The organism is Mycobacterium persicum (assembly GCF_002086675.1).
Classification (GTDB): Bacteria; Actinomycetota; Actinomycetes; order Mycobacteriales; family Mycobacteriaceae; genus Mycobacterium; species Mycobacterium persicum.
The window spans coordinates 1-17763 of the sequence record NZ_MVIF01000113.1; the positions used below are offsets into that span (position 1 = coordinate 1).

Annotated in this window: 14 protein-coding genes and 2 pseudogenes; 6 read left to right on the forward strand and 10 right to left on the reverse strand. The window is 66.4% G+C overall.

What is annotated here, in order from left to right:
* The 6 genes and pseudogenes from BST40_RS24060 to BST40_RS24085 form a co-directional block, all read right to left on the reverse strand.
* The coding region (locus BST40_RS24060) for a PE family protein (protein ID WP_142276797.1) at positions 1–1094 on the reverse strand (1094 nt) is incomplete at its 3' end.
* Between the two features lie 831 nt (positions 1095–1925).
* Entirely contained in the window at positions 1926–3314 is a 1389-nt protein-coding gene (locus tag BST40_RS24065) for a class-II fumarase/aspartase family protein (RefSeq protein ID WP_075545075.1), read from the reverse strand.
* 220 nt (positions 3315–3534) lie between these two features.
* The gene (locus BST40_RS24070) at positions 3535–3765 is read right to left on the reverse strand and encodes a hypothetical protein (RefSeq protein WP_075545073.1); all 231 of its coding nucleotides are present in this window, start codon (positions 3763–3765) and stop codon (positions 3535–3537) included.
* Positions 3766–3768: 3 nt separating this feature from the next.
* Positions 3769–6048 (reverse strand): molybdopterin-containing oxidoreductase family protein, encoded by a 2280-nt coding sequence (locus tag BST40_RS24075; protein ID WP_083155909.1) that lies wholly within the window; start codon positions 6046–6048, stop codon positions 3769–3771.
* Positions 6049–6168: 120 nt separating this feature from the next.
* Positions 6169–7391 (reverse strand): annotated as a pseudogene (locus tag BST40_RS24080) (aldehyde dehydrogenase family protein).
* 154 nt (positions 7392–7545) lie between these two features.
* Positions 7546–8736 (reverse strand): sigma-54-dependent transcriptional regulator family protein, encoded by a 1191-nt coding sequence (locus BST40_RS24085; protein WP_142276798.1) that lies wholly within the window; start codon positions 8734–8736, stop codon positions 7546–7548.
* A gap of 385 nt (positions 8737–9121) precedes the next feature.
* Between BST40_RS24085 and BST40_RS24090 the strand changes: the two genes are divergently transcribed.
* Positions 9122–9862 (forward strand): MlaE family ABC transporter permease, encoded by a 741-nt coding sequence (locus BST40_RS24090; RefSeq protein WP_089025297.1) that lies wholly within the window; start codon positions 9122–9124, stop codon positions 9860–9862.
* 2 nt (positions 9863–9864) lie between these two features.
* Positions 9865–10734: an MlaE family ABC transporter permease gene (locus BST40_RS24095; protein WP_083155913.1), complete on the forward strand. Its 870-nt coding sequence runs from the start codon at positions 9865–9867 to the stop codon at positions 10732–10734.
* Positions 10735–10925: 191 nt separating this feature from the next.
* Here BST40_RS24095 and BST40_RS24100 read toward each other — a convergent pair whose 3' ends face one another.
* Genes BST40_RS24100 through BST40_RS24110 form a run of 3 tightly spaced genes read right to left on the reverse strand, consistent with a single transcriptional unit; the run spans position 10926 to position 12711 of the window.
* On the reverse strand, positions 10926–11180 hold the full coding sequence (locus BST40_RS24100; RefSeq protein WP_083155915.1) for a MoaD/ThiS family protein: 255 nt from the start codon (positions 11178–11180) through the stop codon (positions 10926–10928).
* Positions 11181–11185: 5 nt separating this feature from the next.
* Entirely contained in the window at positions 11186–12241 is a 1056-nt protein-coding gene (gene moaA, locus BST40_RS24105) for a GTP 3',8-cyclase MoaA (protein ID WP_083155916.1), read from the reverse strand.
* The gene (locus BST40_RS24110) at positions 12238–12711 is read right to left on the reverse strand and encodes a molybdenum cofactor biosynthesis protein MoaE (RefSeq protein ID WP_083155918.1); all 474 of its coding nucleotides are present in this window, start codon (positions 12709–12711) and stop codon (positions 12238–12240) included. Before BST40_RS24110 ends, moaA begins: the two co-directional genes overlap by 4 nt.
* Positions 12712–12952: 241 nt before the next feature.
* Here BST40_RS24110 and BST40_RS24115 point away from each other — a divergent pair.
* The 4 genes and pseudogenes from BST40_RS24115 to BST40_RS24130 all read left to right on the forward strand — a co-directional run bounded on the left by BST40_RS24115 (position 12953) and on the right by BST40_RS24130 (position 17199).
* A pseudogene (locus BST40_RS24115) lies at positions 12953–13891 on the forward strand (SDR family NAD(P)-dependent oxidoreductase).
* Positions 13888–14688, forward strand: a complete 801-nt coding sequence (locus BST40_RS24120; RefSeq protein ID WP_083155920.1) for an acetoacetate decarboxylase family protein — start codon at positions 13888–13890, stop codon at positions 14686–14688. The pseudogene BST40_RS24115 and the gene BST40_RS24120 overlap by 4 nt, the downstream one beginning before the upstream one ends.
* A 2-nt stretch (positions 14689–14690) precedes the next feature.
* The gene (locus tag BST40_RS24125; protein ID WP_083155922.1) at positions 14691–15905 is read left to right on the forward strand and encodes an amidohydrolase family protein; all 1215 of its coding nucleotides are present in this window, start codon (positions 14691–14693) and stop codon (positions 15903–15905) included.
* A 16-nt stretch (positions 15906–15921) separates the two neighbouring features.
* Positions 15922–17199 carry an amidohydrolase family protein gene (locus BST40_RS24130; protein WP_083155924.1) on the forward strand — a complete coding sequence of 426 codons (1278 nt, stop codon included), beginning with the start codon at positions 15922–15924 and terminating at the stop codon, positions 17197–17199.
* Positions 17200–17262: 63 nt separating this feature from the next.
* Here the strand turns inward: BST40_RS24130 and BST40_RS24135 are convergent.
* The coding region (locus BST40_RS24135) for a HipA domain-containing protein (RefSeq protein ID WP_142276799.1) at positions 17263–17763 on the reverse strand (501 nt) is incomplete at its 5' end.

Sequence of the window (17763 nt, forward strand, 5' to 3'; positions counted from 1 at the left end):
CCCCCCCCCCCCCCGCCGCCGCCCGCCGCCCCGCCGCCACCGCAGCCTCCTCCGCCGCCGCGGCCCCCGCGGCCGCCGCGGCCGCCGAGTAGCCCGCCCTGACCGCCGGTGCCGCCGGCGCCGCCGGCGCCGCCAGGGCCGCCTGGGACACCACCGTCATGACCGGTGCCGCCGGGCCCGCCGTCGCCACCCAGTCGACCTTGACTTCTCGCTCCGTTAAGTATCGTTCCGCCGTCGCCGCCCGTGCCGCCTTCCCCGCCGGCCTGTCCCGCCGCGGTGCCGTTCAAGCCGGCGCTCCCGTCGAATCCGGTGCCGAAGACAGGATCGGTGATGCCGTCTGGGGGTTTCGGTGGAGGGTCAACCGGCGGATCGAGCCCGGCCGATCCGGTACCTCCAATGCCGCCGGGCCCGCCAGCCCCGCCATTGCCGAACAACCCAGCGTTACCGCCAATTCCGCCGGGCCCGCCGGCGAAGGCGCCAATGCCACCTGCCCCGCCGATACCGCCTGATCCGCCGTTCCCGTAAAGCAGCCCGCCGTTGCCGCCATTGCCGCCGGCACCACCCCCGCCCGTCGATGAGTTCCCACCGACGCCGCCGTTGCCGCCGTGACCGATCAGCCCGGCAGACCCGCCGTTGCCTCCGGGTTTGCCTGGGGCTCCGGACCCGCCGGACCCTCCGTTGCCGATCAAGATTCCTCCGGGCCCGCCGTCTTGCCCGGTGTCCGAGGCACCGTTCACGCCGTCTCCTACAAGAGGGCGCCCCAACAACGCTTGGGTGGGTGCGTTGACCACATTGAGCAAATTCTGCATTGCGCTAGCGGCTTCGGTGGCCACATATGACTCTGCGCTGGCAAAGAGGCTGGCAACGAATCGGTCGTGAAAGGCCGCCGCGCGGACGCTAACCGCTTGATATGACTGGGCATGCGCGGCGAAGACCGCCGCAACAGCCCTCGAGACCTCGTCGCTACCCGCCGCGGCTATGCGCGTTGTTGCCGCCGTTGCGCCGGCATTGGCGGCGTCGATCGCTGAGCCGATGGCGGCTAGCTCCTCACCTGCTGCTGCCAGGAGTTCCGGTGTTGCGATCAGAAGCGTCATATGAAGACCTCAGTAGTAAGGCGGGAATCCGAGGCGCGCCATGAGCCCACGACCCTGACCGTTTACGGCAAGCACAGAGTTTGCGTGATCAATGATGCCCACGCGGCCTTTCGGCAATCGTTCGCGAATTGTGAAATGCACTGGTGGCCAAGCACGTGGTGTAAGAGTTCGTTCGATCGCGTGACCGTTCGGTGGAGTCGACCCCCGATAGTGAACACCGGACTGGTGGGACCGCTGGTCCCGCGGAAAGGATGTCCGTATGTCGAGTAACCGTCGCAAGTACACCCCGGAGTTTCCCAAGCGGGCTGCCCGCCTGGTGGCCGGTGGCTCACGTGGCCGCTGAGGTCGGTGTCAGTGATCAACCGCTGGGCGATGGCTGCGCCTTCGACGCCAAGCGGCCTCGGCTCGCGACACTAGTGCCGTGCTCGATGCCGACGAACGCCGAGCTGGAGCGTATGCGCCGTGAAGCGCCGAATTACGTTTGGACCGTAAGCTTTTGAAATAGCCCGCTCAGTTCCCTTGATTAGGGACTACTTTCGCGATGACCTCATCCCCGCGCAGGAGCGTCGACAGCACGACTAGGTGATCGTCGACACCGATTGGCTACCGCTGACCGTGTTCGCGCCGTCGCTCAGCGTTGTGGGGGCGCTGGGGGTCGGCGGCCGCCTCCTGCTGCGCGTGCTGACCGACCGGACACTGCCGAAAACAGCACGGCATACGCAAGCCCGTCCGCACCGGCACCCGATGCCCGGATCACCGCCGGGGTCGCTGACTGACCCAAAACCTAGCCAGGTACTTCGACCATCCGGCCGCTCGCCGCCAACAGGTTCCTCAGCGGCGAACGAGGTCATGTCGAGGTGCGTTGCTTGATGTCTGTCCGGCTACTCGCGCGGTCGCCTCGGACATGACGGCGACGGTTTGTTCGTCGACGTGCCCGAGATAAGAGGCCGGCGTTACGGCGTCAGCCAGCTTCGGATCGCGGCGCGCAACCAGGGTGGCGAACGACTCGCCACTCTCGATGGAGGCGGTGACCAGCGTTTCCAACTGGTCGTGGGCGGCCTGGCGGCCGAGGACCGGCGCCAACCGCATCATCACCGATTCGGCCATGATCATCCCGTGGGTCCGCTCAAGATTGGCCGCCATTGCCGCGGAGTCCACGTGCAGCCCGGCGAGCACGTCGGCCGCGATGCGAACGGCGCCGCCGCAGACGGCCAGCGCCGGGGCCACCGTGTGCCACTCGAGCGACCACACCGCCGTGGCCCGTTCACAGTCGGCCACGGCGCCGTCGAGTGCAAGGTCCAGGTAGGAGCGGGTCAGCCGCGCGGCTCGGATGAGCTGTTGTGAGCCGATGGGATTGCGTTTCTGCGGCATGGTGCTGCTGACGCCGCGACCCGGTGCGCTGGGCTCGCTCAGCTCGGCAAGCTCGGTCTGGGAACCCACGACGATGTCGAGCCCGATCTTGCCCAGCGAGGCCGCCACCTGCGCGGCCCAGGTGACGACCTCGACGAAGCGATCACGGGTGGCGTGCCAGCTGATTGACGGTGCGGCCAAGCCGAGACGCCGAGCCAGCTCGCGGCGAATGTCCAGACCGTGCGGCGCCATGGAGGCGAGACTGCCGACGGCACCGCCGAGCTGAACCACCGCGACCCGGGGCCGCAGCTCGGCGAGCCGGTCCAGATGGCGCAGCAGCGGGGCGGTCCAGCACGCCACGCGGTACCCGAAGGTGATCGGCAAGGCGTGCTGCAGTTGGCTGCGACCGACCATCAGCTCGCTGCCATGCCGGGTTTCCAGCGTCGTCAGCGCAGCCAACGTTTGCAGGAGATCCCGCTCGATGACGTCAAGTGCCGCGACGATCTGCAGCACCGCAGCGGTGTCCATGATGTCTTGGGTGGTGGCCCCCCAGTGGGCGTACTGGCCGAGACCGTCGGGCACTATCGCGGCAAGTTGTTCGACGAGGCCGACGATCGGATACCCGGCCGCCTCCGTGCGGTCGGCGAGGCGCGCGATGTCGAGGTCCTCAGGCGTTACGGCGCGCAGCGCCGGTGCGACCTCGGCCGGGACCATGTCCAGGTCGGCTTGTGCCGCCGCCAGCTCCGCCTCGACCTGCAGGAACCGCGCCAGCAACCCTCGCTCGCCGAGGATCGCTCGCAGTTCGTCGGTGGTGTGCAAGCCGCCGAGCACTGCGCTGTCCAGCGCAGACAGCGCCGTCGATGGAATCATGGTCACTCCTGTGCGCCGAAGTATGGGGGTCGCGGGCGGCCCCACGTTACACCGGGACAGGAATGCGCGCCCCGCAAATGAAAAGTCGCTGACCTTGTGGGCCCCCACGAGTTCGCGAGCGCAATGGCATGGCGTGGGAGTGAGTCGTCATACCACCAAGTGAAATCGATCGCGTCGTCCACATGGGCGCGGAAATGTGAACGCGTCCAGGCGACTACCCCTACTTGTCCAGATATGCGTCGTGGTCCAGCTCAGGATCGTGTTCCGGACGCCCCGAAACTCGGACGATGAGCTGTTGGGCTAGGCGGTCCGTGAACGACGGGTTGGACTTCAGTGTGCGATTCACGATTCTCGTCAGCAGCCGTGCACGCACTTCGGCGATCTTGCCCCGCGGCGGAGTGATCGCCAGGATCCTGTTCACGATCGTTGAGCGACCCGTCTTGCGTGCCATCGACTAACCTTCCCTGGCCGCGGTCGAAAAGGCTGGTGGCTCAGCGATTTTGACGATTCGGCCGGGGAATCCCTTGAAGTGTGGGATGCCCTGCTCGTGGTCGAGCATCTCAGGATCGTCTCCGCACAGGACGGCGTCGCTGCTGATGAAAGCGCCGGCCAAGTGCTCTTTTCCGCGCAGTTCGGGATACCACCACCCGTGCGGGACGCGGATGTGGCCCTCTTTCATCGATTCCTGGACCAGCACCTGCGCCACGACGGCGCCGTGCGCGGTTTCCAGCCGCGCCCAGTCGTCGTCCACGATGCCCTCCCGAGCCGCGTCGACGGGGTGCAGGAACAGCTTCGGCGAGCGGGCGCGGTTGCGCAGCACGTCGATGTTGCGCTGCCCGGTCTGAAAGAACGGGTCCTCGCGGACGCCGGTGAACACCAGGTACGGGTAGTCGGCGTCCGGCATCGGGGCCTCGCGGTAATACGGCAGTGGGTCAAAACCCAACTCGCCGAGGACACTTGACCGCAGCTCCACCTTGCCCGAGGGGGTGGCGAACCCTGTCTTCTCGTACTTCTTGAAGACCGGGACGTCGGCCTTCATGTAATGCTCATCGGCAAACTGCTTGAACGTCATTCCCGACGGTGAAAGTCGGTAGTCGAGTACGTCTTCGACGGTCTCCCATGGGAAGTACTCGGCGAATCCCATACGGATCGCCAGGTCGCGCCAGAACTGGTAGGTGCTGGACGCCTGTTCCGGCGGCTCGACCACCTTCTCCGACACGGTGAGGCGGGCGACCCAGTTCCAAAAGTCATGGATGTTGTTGCGTTCGCTGAAGACGTCGCCGGGCAGTACGTAGTCGGCCAGCATCGACGTCGGGGTCTGGAAGATCTCATGGGCGACAATCAGATCCTGGTTCATCAGGCCCTGATAGATCTGGTGCTGGTTCGGGTAGCTCAGCAGTGCGTTGTTGCCCAGCGCGACGAACGCCTTGACCGGATAAGGCTTTTCGGTCGCCATGGCGCGAAAGACCGCCGATGGGTTGGCCATGTAGCAGCCCATCACCAGGTCGACGTGCCGATAGCCCCACACCTTTTCGCTGTAGTCGCCGAGTATGTCCTGCGCCCGGTAGGTGTAGACGGGATGTAGGTCTGAGCCCAGCTGCTTGTCCCGCTGTTCCTGGGTGAGCAGCTCATGCATCGCCATCTGCGAGTCGGATATGTAGTCGGGGTTGAACCCGGAAAATGTCTCCCCGCCGGGCACGTCGATATTGCCGGTGATGGCCCGCAGGATGCTTTGCAGACGGATCGCCGACGTCGAGCAGAGCTGCTGGTCGGTGATGGGAGTCCAGGGGATGACCGCTCCGCGCGCGGTGGCGTACATCCGTGCCGCGGCCGCGATGTTTTGCCGGTCCACGCCGGTGATCGCCTCGACGCGCTCGAGCGGATACTCCGCGACGCGGGCCTTGAGGTCCTCCCAGCCGACTGTCCAGTCGCGCACGAACTCGACGTCGTAAAGCTTCTCGGCGATGATGACCGCAAGGAACCCCAGCAACAGCGCGGCGTCGGTGCCGGCCCGCAGCCGCAGGTGCAAATCTGCGTTCTCGGCCTGCTCCGAGACGCGAGGATCGGCGACGATCAGCTTCGCTCCGTGAGCGCGGGCGTCGTTGATCATGTGGTGAATCGGCGACCAGGAATGGCGACGCGGATTGTGGCCGAGCAGCAGGATGCACTTGGTGTTGAGCAGGTCGGGGAACGGATACCAGCCGTAGGTGAGTTTGTTGACCGCCGCGGTGTTGCCGGCGCACAGGGCGACACCGCTGATCCAGTTGGGGCTGCCAAGCAGGTTCATGAAGCGACGGTCGGCACCGTTGGTGACGGAAGTATTCCACCCTGACGTCGACACGGCGAGTGTCTCGGGGCCGTAGCGCTGCACCAGCGCCGCCAAGCGCTCGGCGATCTCGTCGAGCGCCTGGGTGTAGGAAATCTCTTGCCACTGGTCGCCGCCGCGCGCGCCGGCCCGCTTCAACGGCACCCGCAGCCGATCCGGGTGGTTGTGGATACGCGGCGCAGCGGTGCCCTTGTAGCAGATGTTGTTGGCCAGGAACGGGTTTTCATGCGCCAACACCTTGGTGAAAACGCCGTCTTTGACGACGGGCCGCAGCTGGCAGCCGATGTCGCAGACCGTGCAGATCACATGCTTGGTGCGGCCGCCGTCCGCGGCAAGCCGCGCGCCGGACTGCCCACCAGAGCCACCAGAGCGTGGGCTATGCAGCAGCGGGATAGAGCCGAATGGCATTACGCACCTCCCAAATTCAGAATCGGCATCGCGGCGAGCGGAGCGCGGTCGGGCGTATTCGTATAACTTCCCATGGTCCTCGGCTCGGCGGGTAGGGGCATCGGGGAATTCCTTCAATCGTCAAATAAGTGTCACGACGGATTTGGTCTGTGTGGAGGCATCGAGCACTTCCTGACCCATCTCCCGGCCCCAGCCGGACTGCGTGTATCCGCCGAACGGCAGCGCTGCGTCAAGGATGTTGAAGCAGTTGATCCACACGGCGCCGGCCTGCATGGCCTTGGCCATGCGGTGGGCTTTGGAAACGTCGTTGGTCCAGATTCCCGCGGAGAGCCCGTAGACGTGTCGTTGGCGCTATCCACCACCTGGGCGGTGTCGTCGAAGGGCTCCGCGACCAATACGGGTCCGAAGATCTCCTCGCGGACCACGGCCATGTCGGGGCGGGTGTGGGTCAGCACCGTCGGTCGGTAGAAATAACCGCCTAGCCCTTCGACGTCGTCATCGACGGCGGCGCCGCCCGTCACGGCCACGCCGTCGTCGGCGATGCCGTCGTCCACGAAACCCGCCACCCGGTCGCGTTGCTCGGCCGACACCAGCGGTCCCATCGCGGTATCGGGCTCGCGGCCGTCGCCGAGCTTCACCCCCGCGGCAATCTCGGAAACACCAGCGACCACGTCGTCGTACACGCTGCTCTCGACGAACAGGCGTGATCCCGCGCAGCACACCTGTCCCTGGTTGAAGAAGATCGCCTCGGCCGCGCCGCGGACGGCCGCCTCGATATTGGCGTCGGCGAAAACGATGCTGGGTGCCTTGCCACCGAGTTCCAGGGTGACCTTCGTCAGGTTTTCCCGGGCCGCGTCGATGATGAGCTTGCCGACCTCGGTGGAGCCGGTGAAAGCGACTTTGTCGACGCCCGGAGACAATTGGATTGTCTTGCCGTCCAGCTTGGTGCACCAGCCCGCCAGGTAGCGGAATATGTCGGCGGCGGCCGCGATGTCGACGAGTTGCGCCTGCAGTTTCGGTTTTCCATTGTCGAGAGATTCGATCTCGGCCCGCGGTTCGCAATGTTCCTCGATGAGGTCAGCGGTCTTCCACAGGATCTTGGCCCGCTGTGCCGGGTTCATCGCGCCCCGTGGCCCGTCGAGGTCGGCCCGGGCGGCCGCTACCGCGGCGTCGATGTCGTCGGACTGTCCCTCGGCGACCGCCGCTAGCCGTGCGCCCGTCGCGGGGTTTGGTGTGTCAAATGTCCTGCCGGACAACGACATCTGCCACCGACCGGAAATGAACAGCTGACCCTGGCCGGCGAGGAAGTCGTTGACACGCTGGTCGCGGCTGATGCTGGTCATCCAACCTCCTGGGAAATCGACTGAGGCTCGCGAAACCGGTGTCGGCGCGCCGGTCCCACTGGCCATTGCCGACGTCGCTATCGCCGCTCGTTTCCACGAACGCGAACGAAACTAAGCGTTCGAGGTTGGTTCTCGGTAGGTTGCGCTCGCCGGGTCAGTCGATGCTGCTCAGGTGCCCACGCAGGATGTGGCGGCGGCCGTCGTCGGACGGCAGGATCCGCAAAATGTGGGCGGCCAGCTGGGCGTCGTCGTCCATCTGTGCGCCCAGCGCCAACGCCGACTCGTAGTCGCGGCTGTTGAGGACGGCATCGCGGACCGCCACCTCGACGGTGCGTGCGAGTCGTACGATCCGCGGCGACTCCGACCAGGGCAGCAGCGGGCCGGCGAAGCGGCCGACCGCGTCGGCGACCCTGCCCTTGCGCAGATCCTCCAGCATCTCCAACGCGTCCACGCTGACGGCACCCAGAAGGCGATACGGTGAGCGCGACACCCGCCCACCCAGAAGGTGGCGCAGGTGCGAAACCTCGGCCTTGAGGGTGCCCATCTGGACAGCTTCATCGCCATAGAGGTCGGCGTGTAGCCCCGCCAGGCTCACGCCCGCTGGGCGCAGCGCCACCAGCAACGCGATCTCGATCTGGCGGCGGGTCAGTCGGACCGGACGGCCCGCGAGCACCATGGCATGCTCGCCAAGCACTCTCAGTTGGATGCCGTCGCAACCGGTGTCCGCCACGGCGCATGTGGCGGTCTCGGCGCCCAACCGCTCCGCCAACGCCGTCACTGCCAGGTACATCGCCGGATGGGCTTTGTCCCAGGGGGTCGAGAAGTTCAACACCCCGAACAGCTGCCGCGACGTCGGGTGCCGGATTGGCGCCGCGTAGCACGACCAGTCGTGCAAGACCGGGGACCAATGCTCGGCTGACCACACGGTCGACGGGCGATCGCAACTCAATGTCAACGACATCGCGTTGACGCCAATGCTGGCTTCGTCCCACAACGCGCCCGGCAGGTAGTTGACCTGTTCGGCCAGCCGCATCCACCGTGGCTCGCCGGTGGTCCACACGATCTGGCCCCGAAGATCGGCGATGGCCACGACCACGTCGGAATCCCGCAGCGGGTAGCGCATGGTGTCGTCGAGTACCCGCGTCGATGCCAGCAACGCCTCGTGATTGAGCTCGGTGTGCCCGCTAGGCGCGGTATCGATGTCAGGACGAAGCAGCGTGCGTGTCCGACTCCATGAGGACAACACTTCGGCGCGGATGTCGCTGGGTGTTTCCCCGGACATGAATCGCGCCCAGGATCGGGATATCGCGCTGCGCTTGGCCCGAAGTCCCCGATCGCCCTTCACCGCTCACTCCCGCCATTTCTGGTCACAAACCTCGCTGGGGCAGCGAATCTGAAAGCCGGCTCTCAGCTGTGCCTGCCAGGATAGGCCCGGGCAGGCGGCACGTCACGTATTTTCCAGCTATCCACTGCTTCGCCGGGCACATACCTGGATCGCGGGGTTTTGGCCTGCTGCCCAACCTTTCACCAACCTTGCGGCATCAATATCGGTCCACCATGGCCAGCTAACGGTGTTTCTGATTGAGAGGAACGTCGAGATGTCACAAGTAGAGCTTGCCGATATCGCCATGCCGCCAGTTGTGCGGTCCGGTCATCAGAACGCTGACGCGGCGGCGAGCGAAAGCCGGGACGCCGCCGAAAACGTCGCGTCCCGACTGCAGACACCGCTAATGCTGGCCGGCGCGTTCTTCCGGCTGTGCGTTCTGGCTGCAAAGGCGTTGTGGCGCCGGCCATTTCAGTGGCGCGAGTTCCTCGTGCAGTGCTGGTTCATTGTCCGGGTCGCGTTCTTGCCGACCGTCATGGTCTCGATTCCGCTGACGGTGCTGCTGATCTTCACGCTCAATGTGCTGCTGGCCCAATTCGGTGCGGCCGACCTGTCCGGTGCGGGCGCAGCACTGGGCGCCGTGACCCAGCTCGGTCCGTTGACCACGGTGCTCGTCGTGGCCGGCGCCGGATCGACAGCCATCTGCGCCGACCTGGGCGCTCGCACCATCCGCGAGGAGATCGACGCCATGGAGGTACTCGGCATCGACCCGATCCACCGGCTGGTAGTGCCCCGAGTCTGCGCCACGACCCTGGTTGCCACCCTGCTCAACGGCTTGGTCATCACCGTCGGTCTGGTGGGTGGCTACCTCTTCGGGGTCTACCTGCAGAACGTTTCCGGCGGCGCCTATCTGGCGACGCTGACGACTATCACCGGCCTACCCGAGGTCGTCATCGCGACGATCAAGGCCGCGGTTTTCGGGTTGATCGCCGGCCTGGTTGGCTGCTACCGCGGGCTTACTGTCGGCGGCGGCGCAAAGGGTTTGGGGATAGCGGTCAACCAGACCGTGGTGCTGTGCGTGGTGGCGCTATTTGCGGTCAACGTCGTGTTAACCGCCATCGGCGTTCGGTTCGGGACCGGACACTAAACATGTCGGCCGCTGTTGCAACGCGTGCCCGCTTTCCCAGGGCAGTCGCCAACCTAGATCGTTATGGGGGCGCTGTCGGGCGGGGCCTGGAAGAGGCCGGGCGGCTGGCCTGGTTCTCGCTGTCCAGCTTCGGGCATAGCGTGCACGCATTGCGCTACTACCGTCAGGAGACGCTGCGGCAGATCATCCAAACGGTCATGGGCGCCGGTGCAATGGCCTACGTCGGCGGCGCCGTAGGGATCGGCGGTTTCGTGGCCCTCTCCGGCGCCTCCCTGGTCGCGATCCAGGGCTTTGTGTCGCTGGGCAACATCGGTGTCGAGTCGTTCACCGCGTTCTTTGCCGCAATTATCAACGTACGCATCGCCGTTCCCGTTATCGGCGGCATCCTGCTGGCGTCCATCATCGGTGCCGGCCACACCGCCGAGCTGGGAGCCATGCGGATCAGCGAGGAGATTGATGCCATGGACGTGATGGGCGTCAAGTCCATCTCATATCTGGTTTCCACGCGCGTCATCGCGGGCGTAGTCGCGGTGGTGCCGCTGTACGCGGGATTGGTCAGCATTGCGTTCCTGTCGCCACAAGTCACCACGACATTGCTCTATGGGCAGTCGTACGGCACCTACGAGCATTACTTCCGAACGTTTCTGCGTCCCGAGGACGCGTTCTACTCGTTTGTGGAGATCGTCATCATCGCGATGATGGTCATGGTCACCCACTGCTACTACGGCTACCACGCGAGCGGCGGCCCGGTCGGGGTCGGCGAGGCGGTCGGGCGGTCAATGCGGTTCTCGTTGGTCTCGATCCAGGTGGTTGTCCTATTGGGCACGTTGGCGATCTATGGCGCCAACCCGAACTTCGCCCTTACCGTGTAGCTCCCACGATGACGCGGCGCCGCGCTAGCCTATAGCCGATAGCCGCGACGGCTGCACCTGCCGCGGCCAGCCAGCGACATCCTGCTCTGCGATGGCTTACCGATGCCGGGGGTCAACTGGGCCGGGCTGGCCGCGGACCTGCACCCGGCAGCGGCGCGGCATCGGTCAGTGATCTCGGGGCTGACGCACGTTCAGCCCCCGGCGAACGGCGGCAGAACGTCAAGCGTGGACAGGTGCGCGACCTCGCGCCGCCTGGAGGTGACCGCCACGTCGTCGAGCAGAAAACTACAGCGCTGCAACAGCTCTGCCATCCGCTCACCGTGACGCTCGCTGACCGCGCTGACCAGCTGCGCCACAGTGTCACCCGCCTGGACCGACACCGTCTCCTCGGGGCGTCCGGCCGCGGCGCGCGCGGCGCCGAAATAGCGGACGGTGACGGTAGGCATTGCGCTCAGCCGCCGATCGCGCTCATCGTCCGGGCGGGCTGAAGAAAGCCGCGCGTGTTGATCGCATGTCCGGGAGCTTTGGCCCACATGGCGTTTCGCCAGCGACGAGCGATCTCGTCGTCGGGGGTGCCGGTGCGCAGCATCGATCGCAGGTCGGTTTCTTCGCTGCTGAACAGACACGACCGTAGCTGGCCGTCGGCGGTCAGCCGGGCACGGTCGCAGCCGCCGCAAAAAGGTCTGGTCACCGACGCGATGACACCGACTTTGCCGGGCCCGCCGTTGACGAGCCACAGCTCCGCCGGCGCCGGGCCGCGTTCTTCGCGGTCGGCGGTAAGGTCGAAGTCGGTCCGCAGGCTGCGCAGAATCTCTTCGGCCGCAACCATTTTCCCGCGGTTCCAGTCATGCTGGGCGTCCAACGGCATCTGTTCGATAAACCGCAGCTCATAGTCGTGAGTCAGCGCAAAATTCAGCAGCGAGGTTGCCTCGTCGTCATTGACGCCCCGAAGCAGCACCGAGTTGATTTTCACTGGACGCAGCCCGGCGGCTTTGGCCGCAGCCAAACCTGCCAGCACGTCATGCAGGCGGTCGCGGCGGGTGATCCGTCGGTAGCGGTCGGGTCGCAGCGTATCCAGTGACACGTTGACCCGGACCACACCGGCGGCGGCCAGTGGGGCGGCCCGCCGGGCCAATCCGATACCGTTGGTGGTCAAGGAGATTCGAGGCCTGGGGCGCAATTGTGCGACCTGAGCGACGATGGACTCCAAGCCGCGGCGCAGCAGGGGCTCACCGCCGGTGAAGCGGACTTCTCGGATCCCAAGCTGTGCTACCGCGATGGCAACCAGGCGCACGACTTCGTCATCGGTGAGCCGGATCGAATCAGCCATCCAGTCAAGGCCGTCGGCGGGCATGCAATACGAGCAGCGAAGGTTGCACCGGTCGGTCAGCGACACCCGCAGGTCAACGGACCGCCGTCCGAATCTGTCGATCAAGTACGGGCTCTGCGGACGATTGTAGGTTGACCGCACCGTAAACCGCGGCGTGCCAAGGTTTATCACGGTCATGGCGCTCCGACCCACTGACGTTCGCCGTCGGTGAAGACCTGAAGCTTCCACACCGGCAGATCACGTTTGACCGCCTCAACCAGCGTGCTGCACGCGTCGAACGCCTGATGGCGGTGCTCGGCGGCCACGACGACACACAACGTCACCTCGCCGACGTCCAGCCGACCGACCCGATGACCCGCCGCGATCCCACGCACGCCCCGACACGCGTGCGCCACATCGCCTGCGAGCCGGCCTAACACGGTCTCGGCGATCGGGTGCGCGCTGTATTCCAGCGCCACCACACGCCGACCCCGGTCATGGTCACGCACCCCACCAACAAACGTCACCAACGCGCCCGCGGCCGGGTTATCCACGACACGCTGATAGCGCCCGACGTCGATCGGCGCGGTTTCGATCCCGGCGCGGACCACGACGGCGTGACAGACGCCGGCGACACCTGTCCCGGCACCCGTGATGTTCGCTGGCATCAACCGTCCTCAACCCGTCGCCTATGCAACGGCCGCGCACCGCCGGCCGTGGTGAAGCGTCACGTTAGAACGATCAGGTTGGCGAGTCGTAGGTCGAGTACATGGTCGTGCCGGTCCCCGCCGGATTCGCATCCGTAGGGATTGATGCGCCAGCCGTAGCCAAGAAGCCGGCCATTCACGATAATGGGCGAATTACGCGACGGATTGAGTCGATATGCGCCACCATGTGACGGTGGCCGCGATGAGGGACCTTCAGGGCAAGGTGGCGGTCGTCACCGGCGGAGCCGGAGGCATCGGCCGGGCCATGGGCAGGCGGTTCGGCCAAGAGGGCATGAAGGTGGTGCTGGCCGACGTTCTCGCCGAACCGCTGGACGCGGCGACCCGCGAACTCGCGGACGAGGGCATCGAGGTGGCCGGGGTGGTCACCGACGTTACCGACTAATCCTCGGTCGAGTCGCTGGCCACGCAGACGCTCCGCCGATTCGGCGCGGTGCACGTGGTGTGCAACAACGCCGGCACCGGCGGGGTGTCCGAGGGCTACGTGTGGGAACACGACCTCGCCGACTGGCGGTGGGGGATCGACGTCAATGTGTTGGGCGTCATCCACGGCATCAAGGCCTTCGTGCCCATCTTGCTCAAGCAGGGCGAGGGACACGTCGTCAACACCTGTTCGGGCAACGGCGGGTTCGCGCCGATCGCCCGGGGCGCCCTGGGCGGCCCGGCCAACGCCGTCTATCCGATGACCAAGGCCGCGGTGCTCTGCCTGAGCGAGAGCCTCTACACCCACTTGGCAATGACCGGGACGCGGGTGCGGGCGCATGTCCTTTTTCCCAACGGCTTCTTGAACACTGGGATCTGGGAGTCCTGGCGCCACCGGCCGGAGCGCTACGCCGCGACCCAGCAACGTCAAACACCAGAGCTGACTCTGGCGTCGGTCGTGGACCGCTTCGAGGCTGCCGGCCACCGCATCGAGTTCACCCCGCTCGAGACAGTCGCGGACCAGCTGGTTGACGGGATCCGGGCGGACCGCTTCTGGGTGATGGGTCCACCCACCTCAGCTGAGGAGGTGGTCAGCCGAAAAGCGGCATCGATCGTTGCCCGTACCAACCCCGACTACCTGGTCGACGTCCTCAGCCGGCATGCCAGTACGGAACAAGAAGCCGAAGGAGCGCAGCGTTGAGCACCGCAGTCCGATATGGTCCCCGCCCACCCCAGGCGCAAGTCGACCACGAGATCGACGTCACCAAGGCGCCCATCGCCACCGAGGCGGTGACCGTCACCTATCTCACCGATCCGGAGATTGTCGCGGCCGTGCTGCCCAAGCCGCTGGAGCCGGCCGACGAACCGTTGATGCGCGTCCAGCTTCAGCGGGTCCGGATAGAGGGCAGGCCGCTGTTCGGGTCGGCGGTGTTTTCGGTGACCGCCCGCCATGGCGAGCGCCGCGGCGACTACCCCCTGTTCATGCCCCAGTCGACCGAGCAATCGGTCACGGGCGGGCGCGAAACATTCGGTGAACCCAAGAAACTGGGCCGCATCGCGGTGCAGCGCGACGGGGACCGCATCACCGCAACCGTGGAGCGGATGGGCTATCACCTCATCACGCTGAAAGGCCGGGTCACCGGCCCCGCGGAATTGCCGGATGACCAAGTGAACACCGAGTTCTACTTCAAATTCCTGCGTTCCCCGGACGGCAACGGCATCACCGACCCACACCTGGTCTACGGCGAGTACCACCGGCACTACGAGCTGCTGGAAAACATCGACGGCACCCTCGAGTTGGGCGAGTCGCCGCTGGACCCGGTGGCCGACATCGTGATCCGCGAGATCAGGTCGATCACCTGGTGCCGCCGGCGAACCATCCAGGTGGCCAGGATCGCCGAGCGGGTGCCGCAGGAGTGGCTGCTGCCCTACGTGCACCAGCGCTACGACGACCCGGTCCCGTCGGCGTCCCCGTCCCCCGAGCCTGCACGGGTCTAGCCATGGACCGATACACCGTGATTTCGGCGGACTGCCACGCCGGCGCCGACCTGCTCGACTACCGCGAATACCTCGATCCGCAATACCGCGAGGAATTCGACGGCTGGGCGCCGACGTTCGTGAACCCGTTCGGCGACCTCACCGAGCCCGACGCCGAGCGCAACTGGAACAGCGATCGGCGCAACCGTGAACTGGATGAGGACGGCATCGCCGGGGAGGTCCTTTTTCCCAATACGGTGCCGCCGTTTTTTCCCCAGGGCAGCCTGGCCGCGCCGCCGCCGCAGAACGCCCGGGAACTCGAACTGCGCTGGGCCGGCCTGCGCGCGCACAATCGCTGGCTGTCCGACTTCTGCTCCCTGTCGCCCGAGCGGCGCGCCGGAGTGGGCCAGATCCTGCTCGGGGACCTCGACCAGGCTGTCGCCGAGGTGGCCCAGATCGCCAAGCTGGGGCTGCGCGGCGGTGTGCTGCTGCCCGGGGTCGTTCCCGGAACCGGCATTCCCGCGCTTTATGCCGAGCACTGGGAGCCGCTCTGGGCGGTGTGCGAGGAGGCGGGCGTGGTGGTCAACCATCACGGCGGCAACGCCGGACCGCCCCCGACCGACGGGTGGGGTAGCTCGTTCGCGGTGTGGGTGTACGAGACACATTGGTGGTCGCACCGGGCGCTGTGGCACCTGATCTTCAGCGGTGCACTCGATCGCCATCCGGACCTCACCGTGGTCTTCACCGAGCAGAGCACCGGATGGATATCGGCGACCCTCGACTCGCTCGACGTGGCGGCCGTGCGTTTCGGGCGAGCGAACTCGGCGATCGCCCGCTTCGCCGGCCCCACCGCAGGCTCGCTGCCCTTGAAACCGAGCCAGTACTGGGCCCGCCAGTGTTACGCCGGTGCCAGCTTCCTGCGTCCGGTCGAGTGTGCCCAGCGCCACCGAATCGGCGTCGACCGGATCATGTGGGCAAGCGACTACCCGCACTTGGAGGGAACCGCTCCCTACAGCCGCGAGGCGCTGCGCCACACCTTCAGCGACGTCCCGGCCGACGAGGTGGCGGCCATGGTCGGCGGCAACGCGGCCGCCGTCTACCGCTTCGACCTCGAGGCCCTCGCCCCGCTGGCCGACCGAATCGGCCCGACCGTGGCCGAAGTCGCCGAGCCGCTGGCGGCCGTGCCCGCCGACGCGAGCAGCACCGCCTTCGAGCCTGAGCCCATCCGCGCCTGGTAGCGAAAGGACCCCACCCATGGACAGCCGGGACCCCTACATCATCATCTCCGCAGATTGTCACGCCGAGTTGCCGACCGAGCGGTACCGCGAGTACATCGACCCGGAATACCGCGAGGACTTCGAGGCCTTCTTGGTCGAGAAGGCGGCCGCGGCCCAGGTCGGCGGATTGATCGACGAGCAGTTCGCGCAAGAGTGGTTCTCCGAGCATGGCGACGGCATCGCCGGCGGCTGGGATGTGGGTTTGCGGGACAAAGAACTCGACGGCGACGGGGTGGTCGGTGAGGTCATCTTCCCCGACGCCGACGCCGTCAGCGGGGTCGCCGGGGCCCCGTTCGGCGCCGGCCTGGCCCAGTCGGGCGACCTCGACCCGGGCCGGGCGATGGCCGGGGCACGGGCCCACAACCGCTGGTTGGCCGAGCTGTGCAGCCACAGCCCCGAGCGGCGGGCCGGGGTGGCGGTCGTGCCGATACTGGCGGACATCGATGCGGCGGTGGCCGAGATCACCCGGGCCGCCAAGTCCGGGTTACGGGGCGGGATCATGATCCCGGCGCGCTGGGCCGGCTACCCGCCCTACCACGACCGTCGCTACGACCAGGTCTGGGCCGCCTGCCAGGACCTGCAGATGCCGGTACACACCCACGTCGGCGCCGCCCCGCAGGAGGACTACGGCGAGCACCTGGGCATCTATGTCACCGAGGTGCGCTGGTGGGGGGTCCGGCCGCTGTGGTTCGCCTTGTGGTCCGGGGTTTTCGAGCGCTTCCCCCGGCTGCGCTGGGGAGCCACCGAATGCGGCGCGTTTTGGGCCAGCGACCTGCTCTGGCTGATGGACACGCGGTACCTGCGTGAGCACTCGGCCAAGAAGATGAGCCGACGGATGGAGGGCGATCTGACGATGCCGCCCTCGGCGTACTTCGACCGCAACTGCTTTATCGGGGCAACCACCACCGAGCGGCGCGAATTGGCCCGGCGCCACGAGATCGGCGTGTCAAATATTCTGTGGGGCAACGATTTTCCCCATCCGGAAGGGACCTGGCCGCACACCCGCGACTGGCTGAAACGCTCGTTCTGGGACATTCCGGTGGCGGAGACCCGGCAGATCCTGGGCCTGGCGGCAGCGGAGGTGTACAACTTCGACCTGGGCGCGCTGGCCGCCCTGGCCGAGCGCATCGGCCCGACGCCCGAGGACCTGGGACAGGACGACGCGGTGAGCGCCCCCAAGTGGGAGGCGGCCCGGCAGGCCGGACGCCACTGGCTCACGGGTGCCGAGCCGTTGCCCGAGCTGGTGCAGAGCTGAGGGCTGCAATCCGGCGCGGCCACGGCTTGCCAGTTTCCGAACACGCTGGCGCAGTGGACCAGCTCAAGACGCTGTCGGCCACGAGCGTCTAATCCAAAGGCGCTCAAGGTTTGACCGCACCTGCTCTGTCTCGGAAGCAAGCGCGACGCGCCCGACCGAGCTGTACACCCGTTCCATGCATGACCGCACCGCCGCAGCCGCACGCCGCTCCCCCATGCCCCACGATGTCACCTCAGCGATTAGATCCTCGACATCAATGGTGTCAATACCTGTCTTGCCGTTGATCACGTGACCTGTGCCCTTGAATGCGGGATCCAGGTACATAACCGGGGCGGCGTCGTAGATCGGGGCCAGCGACACACTTCCATCGCGATCGATCATCACTGAATAGTTCTTTGAGTGCGCATCAGCGTTGCCAATCACAACGTTGAACGTGACAGCCTGTAGCAACGCCAACCGGAATCCGTCCGGATCTGGCGTCCTCGCCCTCTCTGCCAACCTTGGGTGAGGCACTCGCCCCCTGATAATTAGTGACCCGAGGGCGGGGATGGAGAGTTTCCCCGA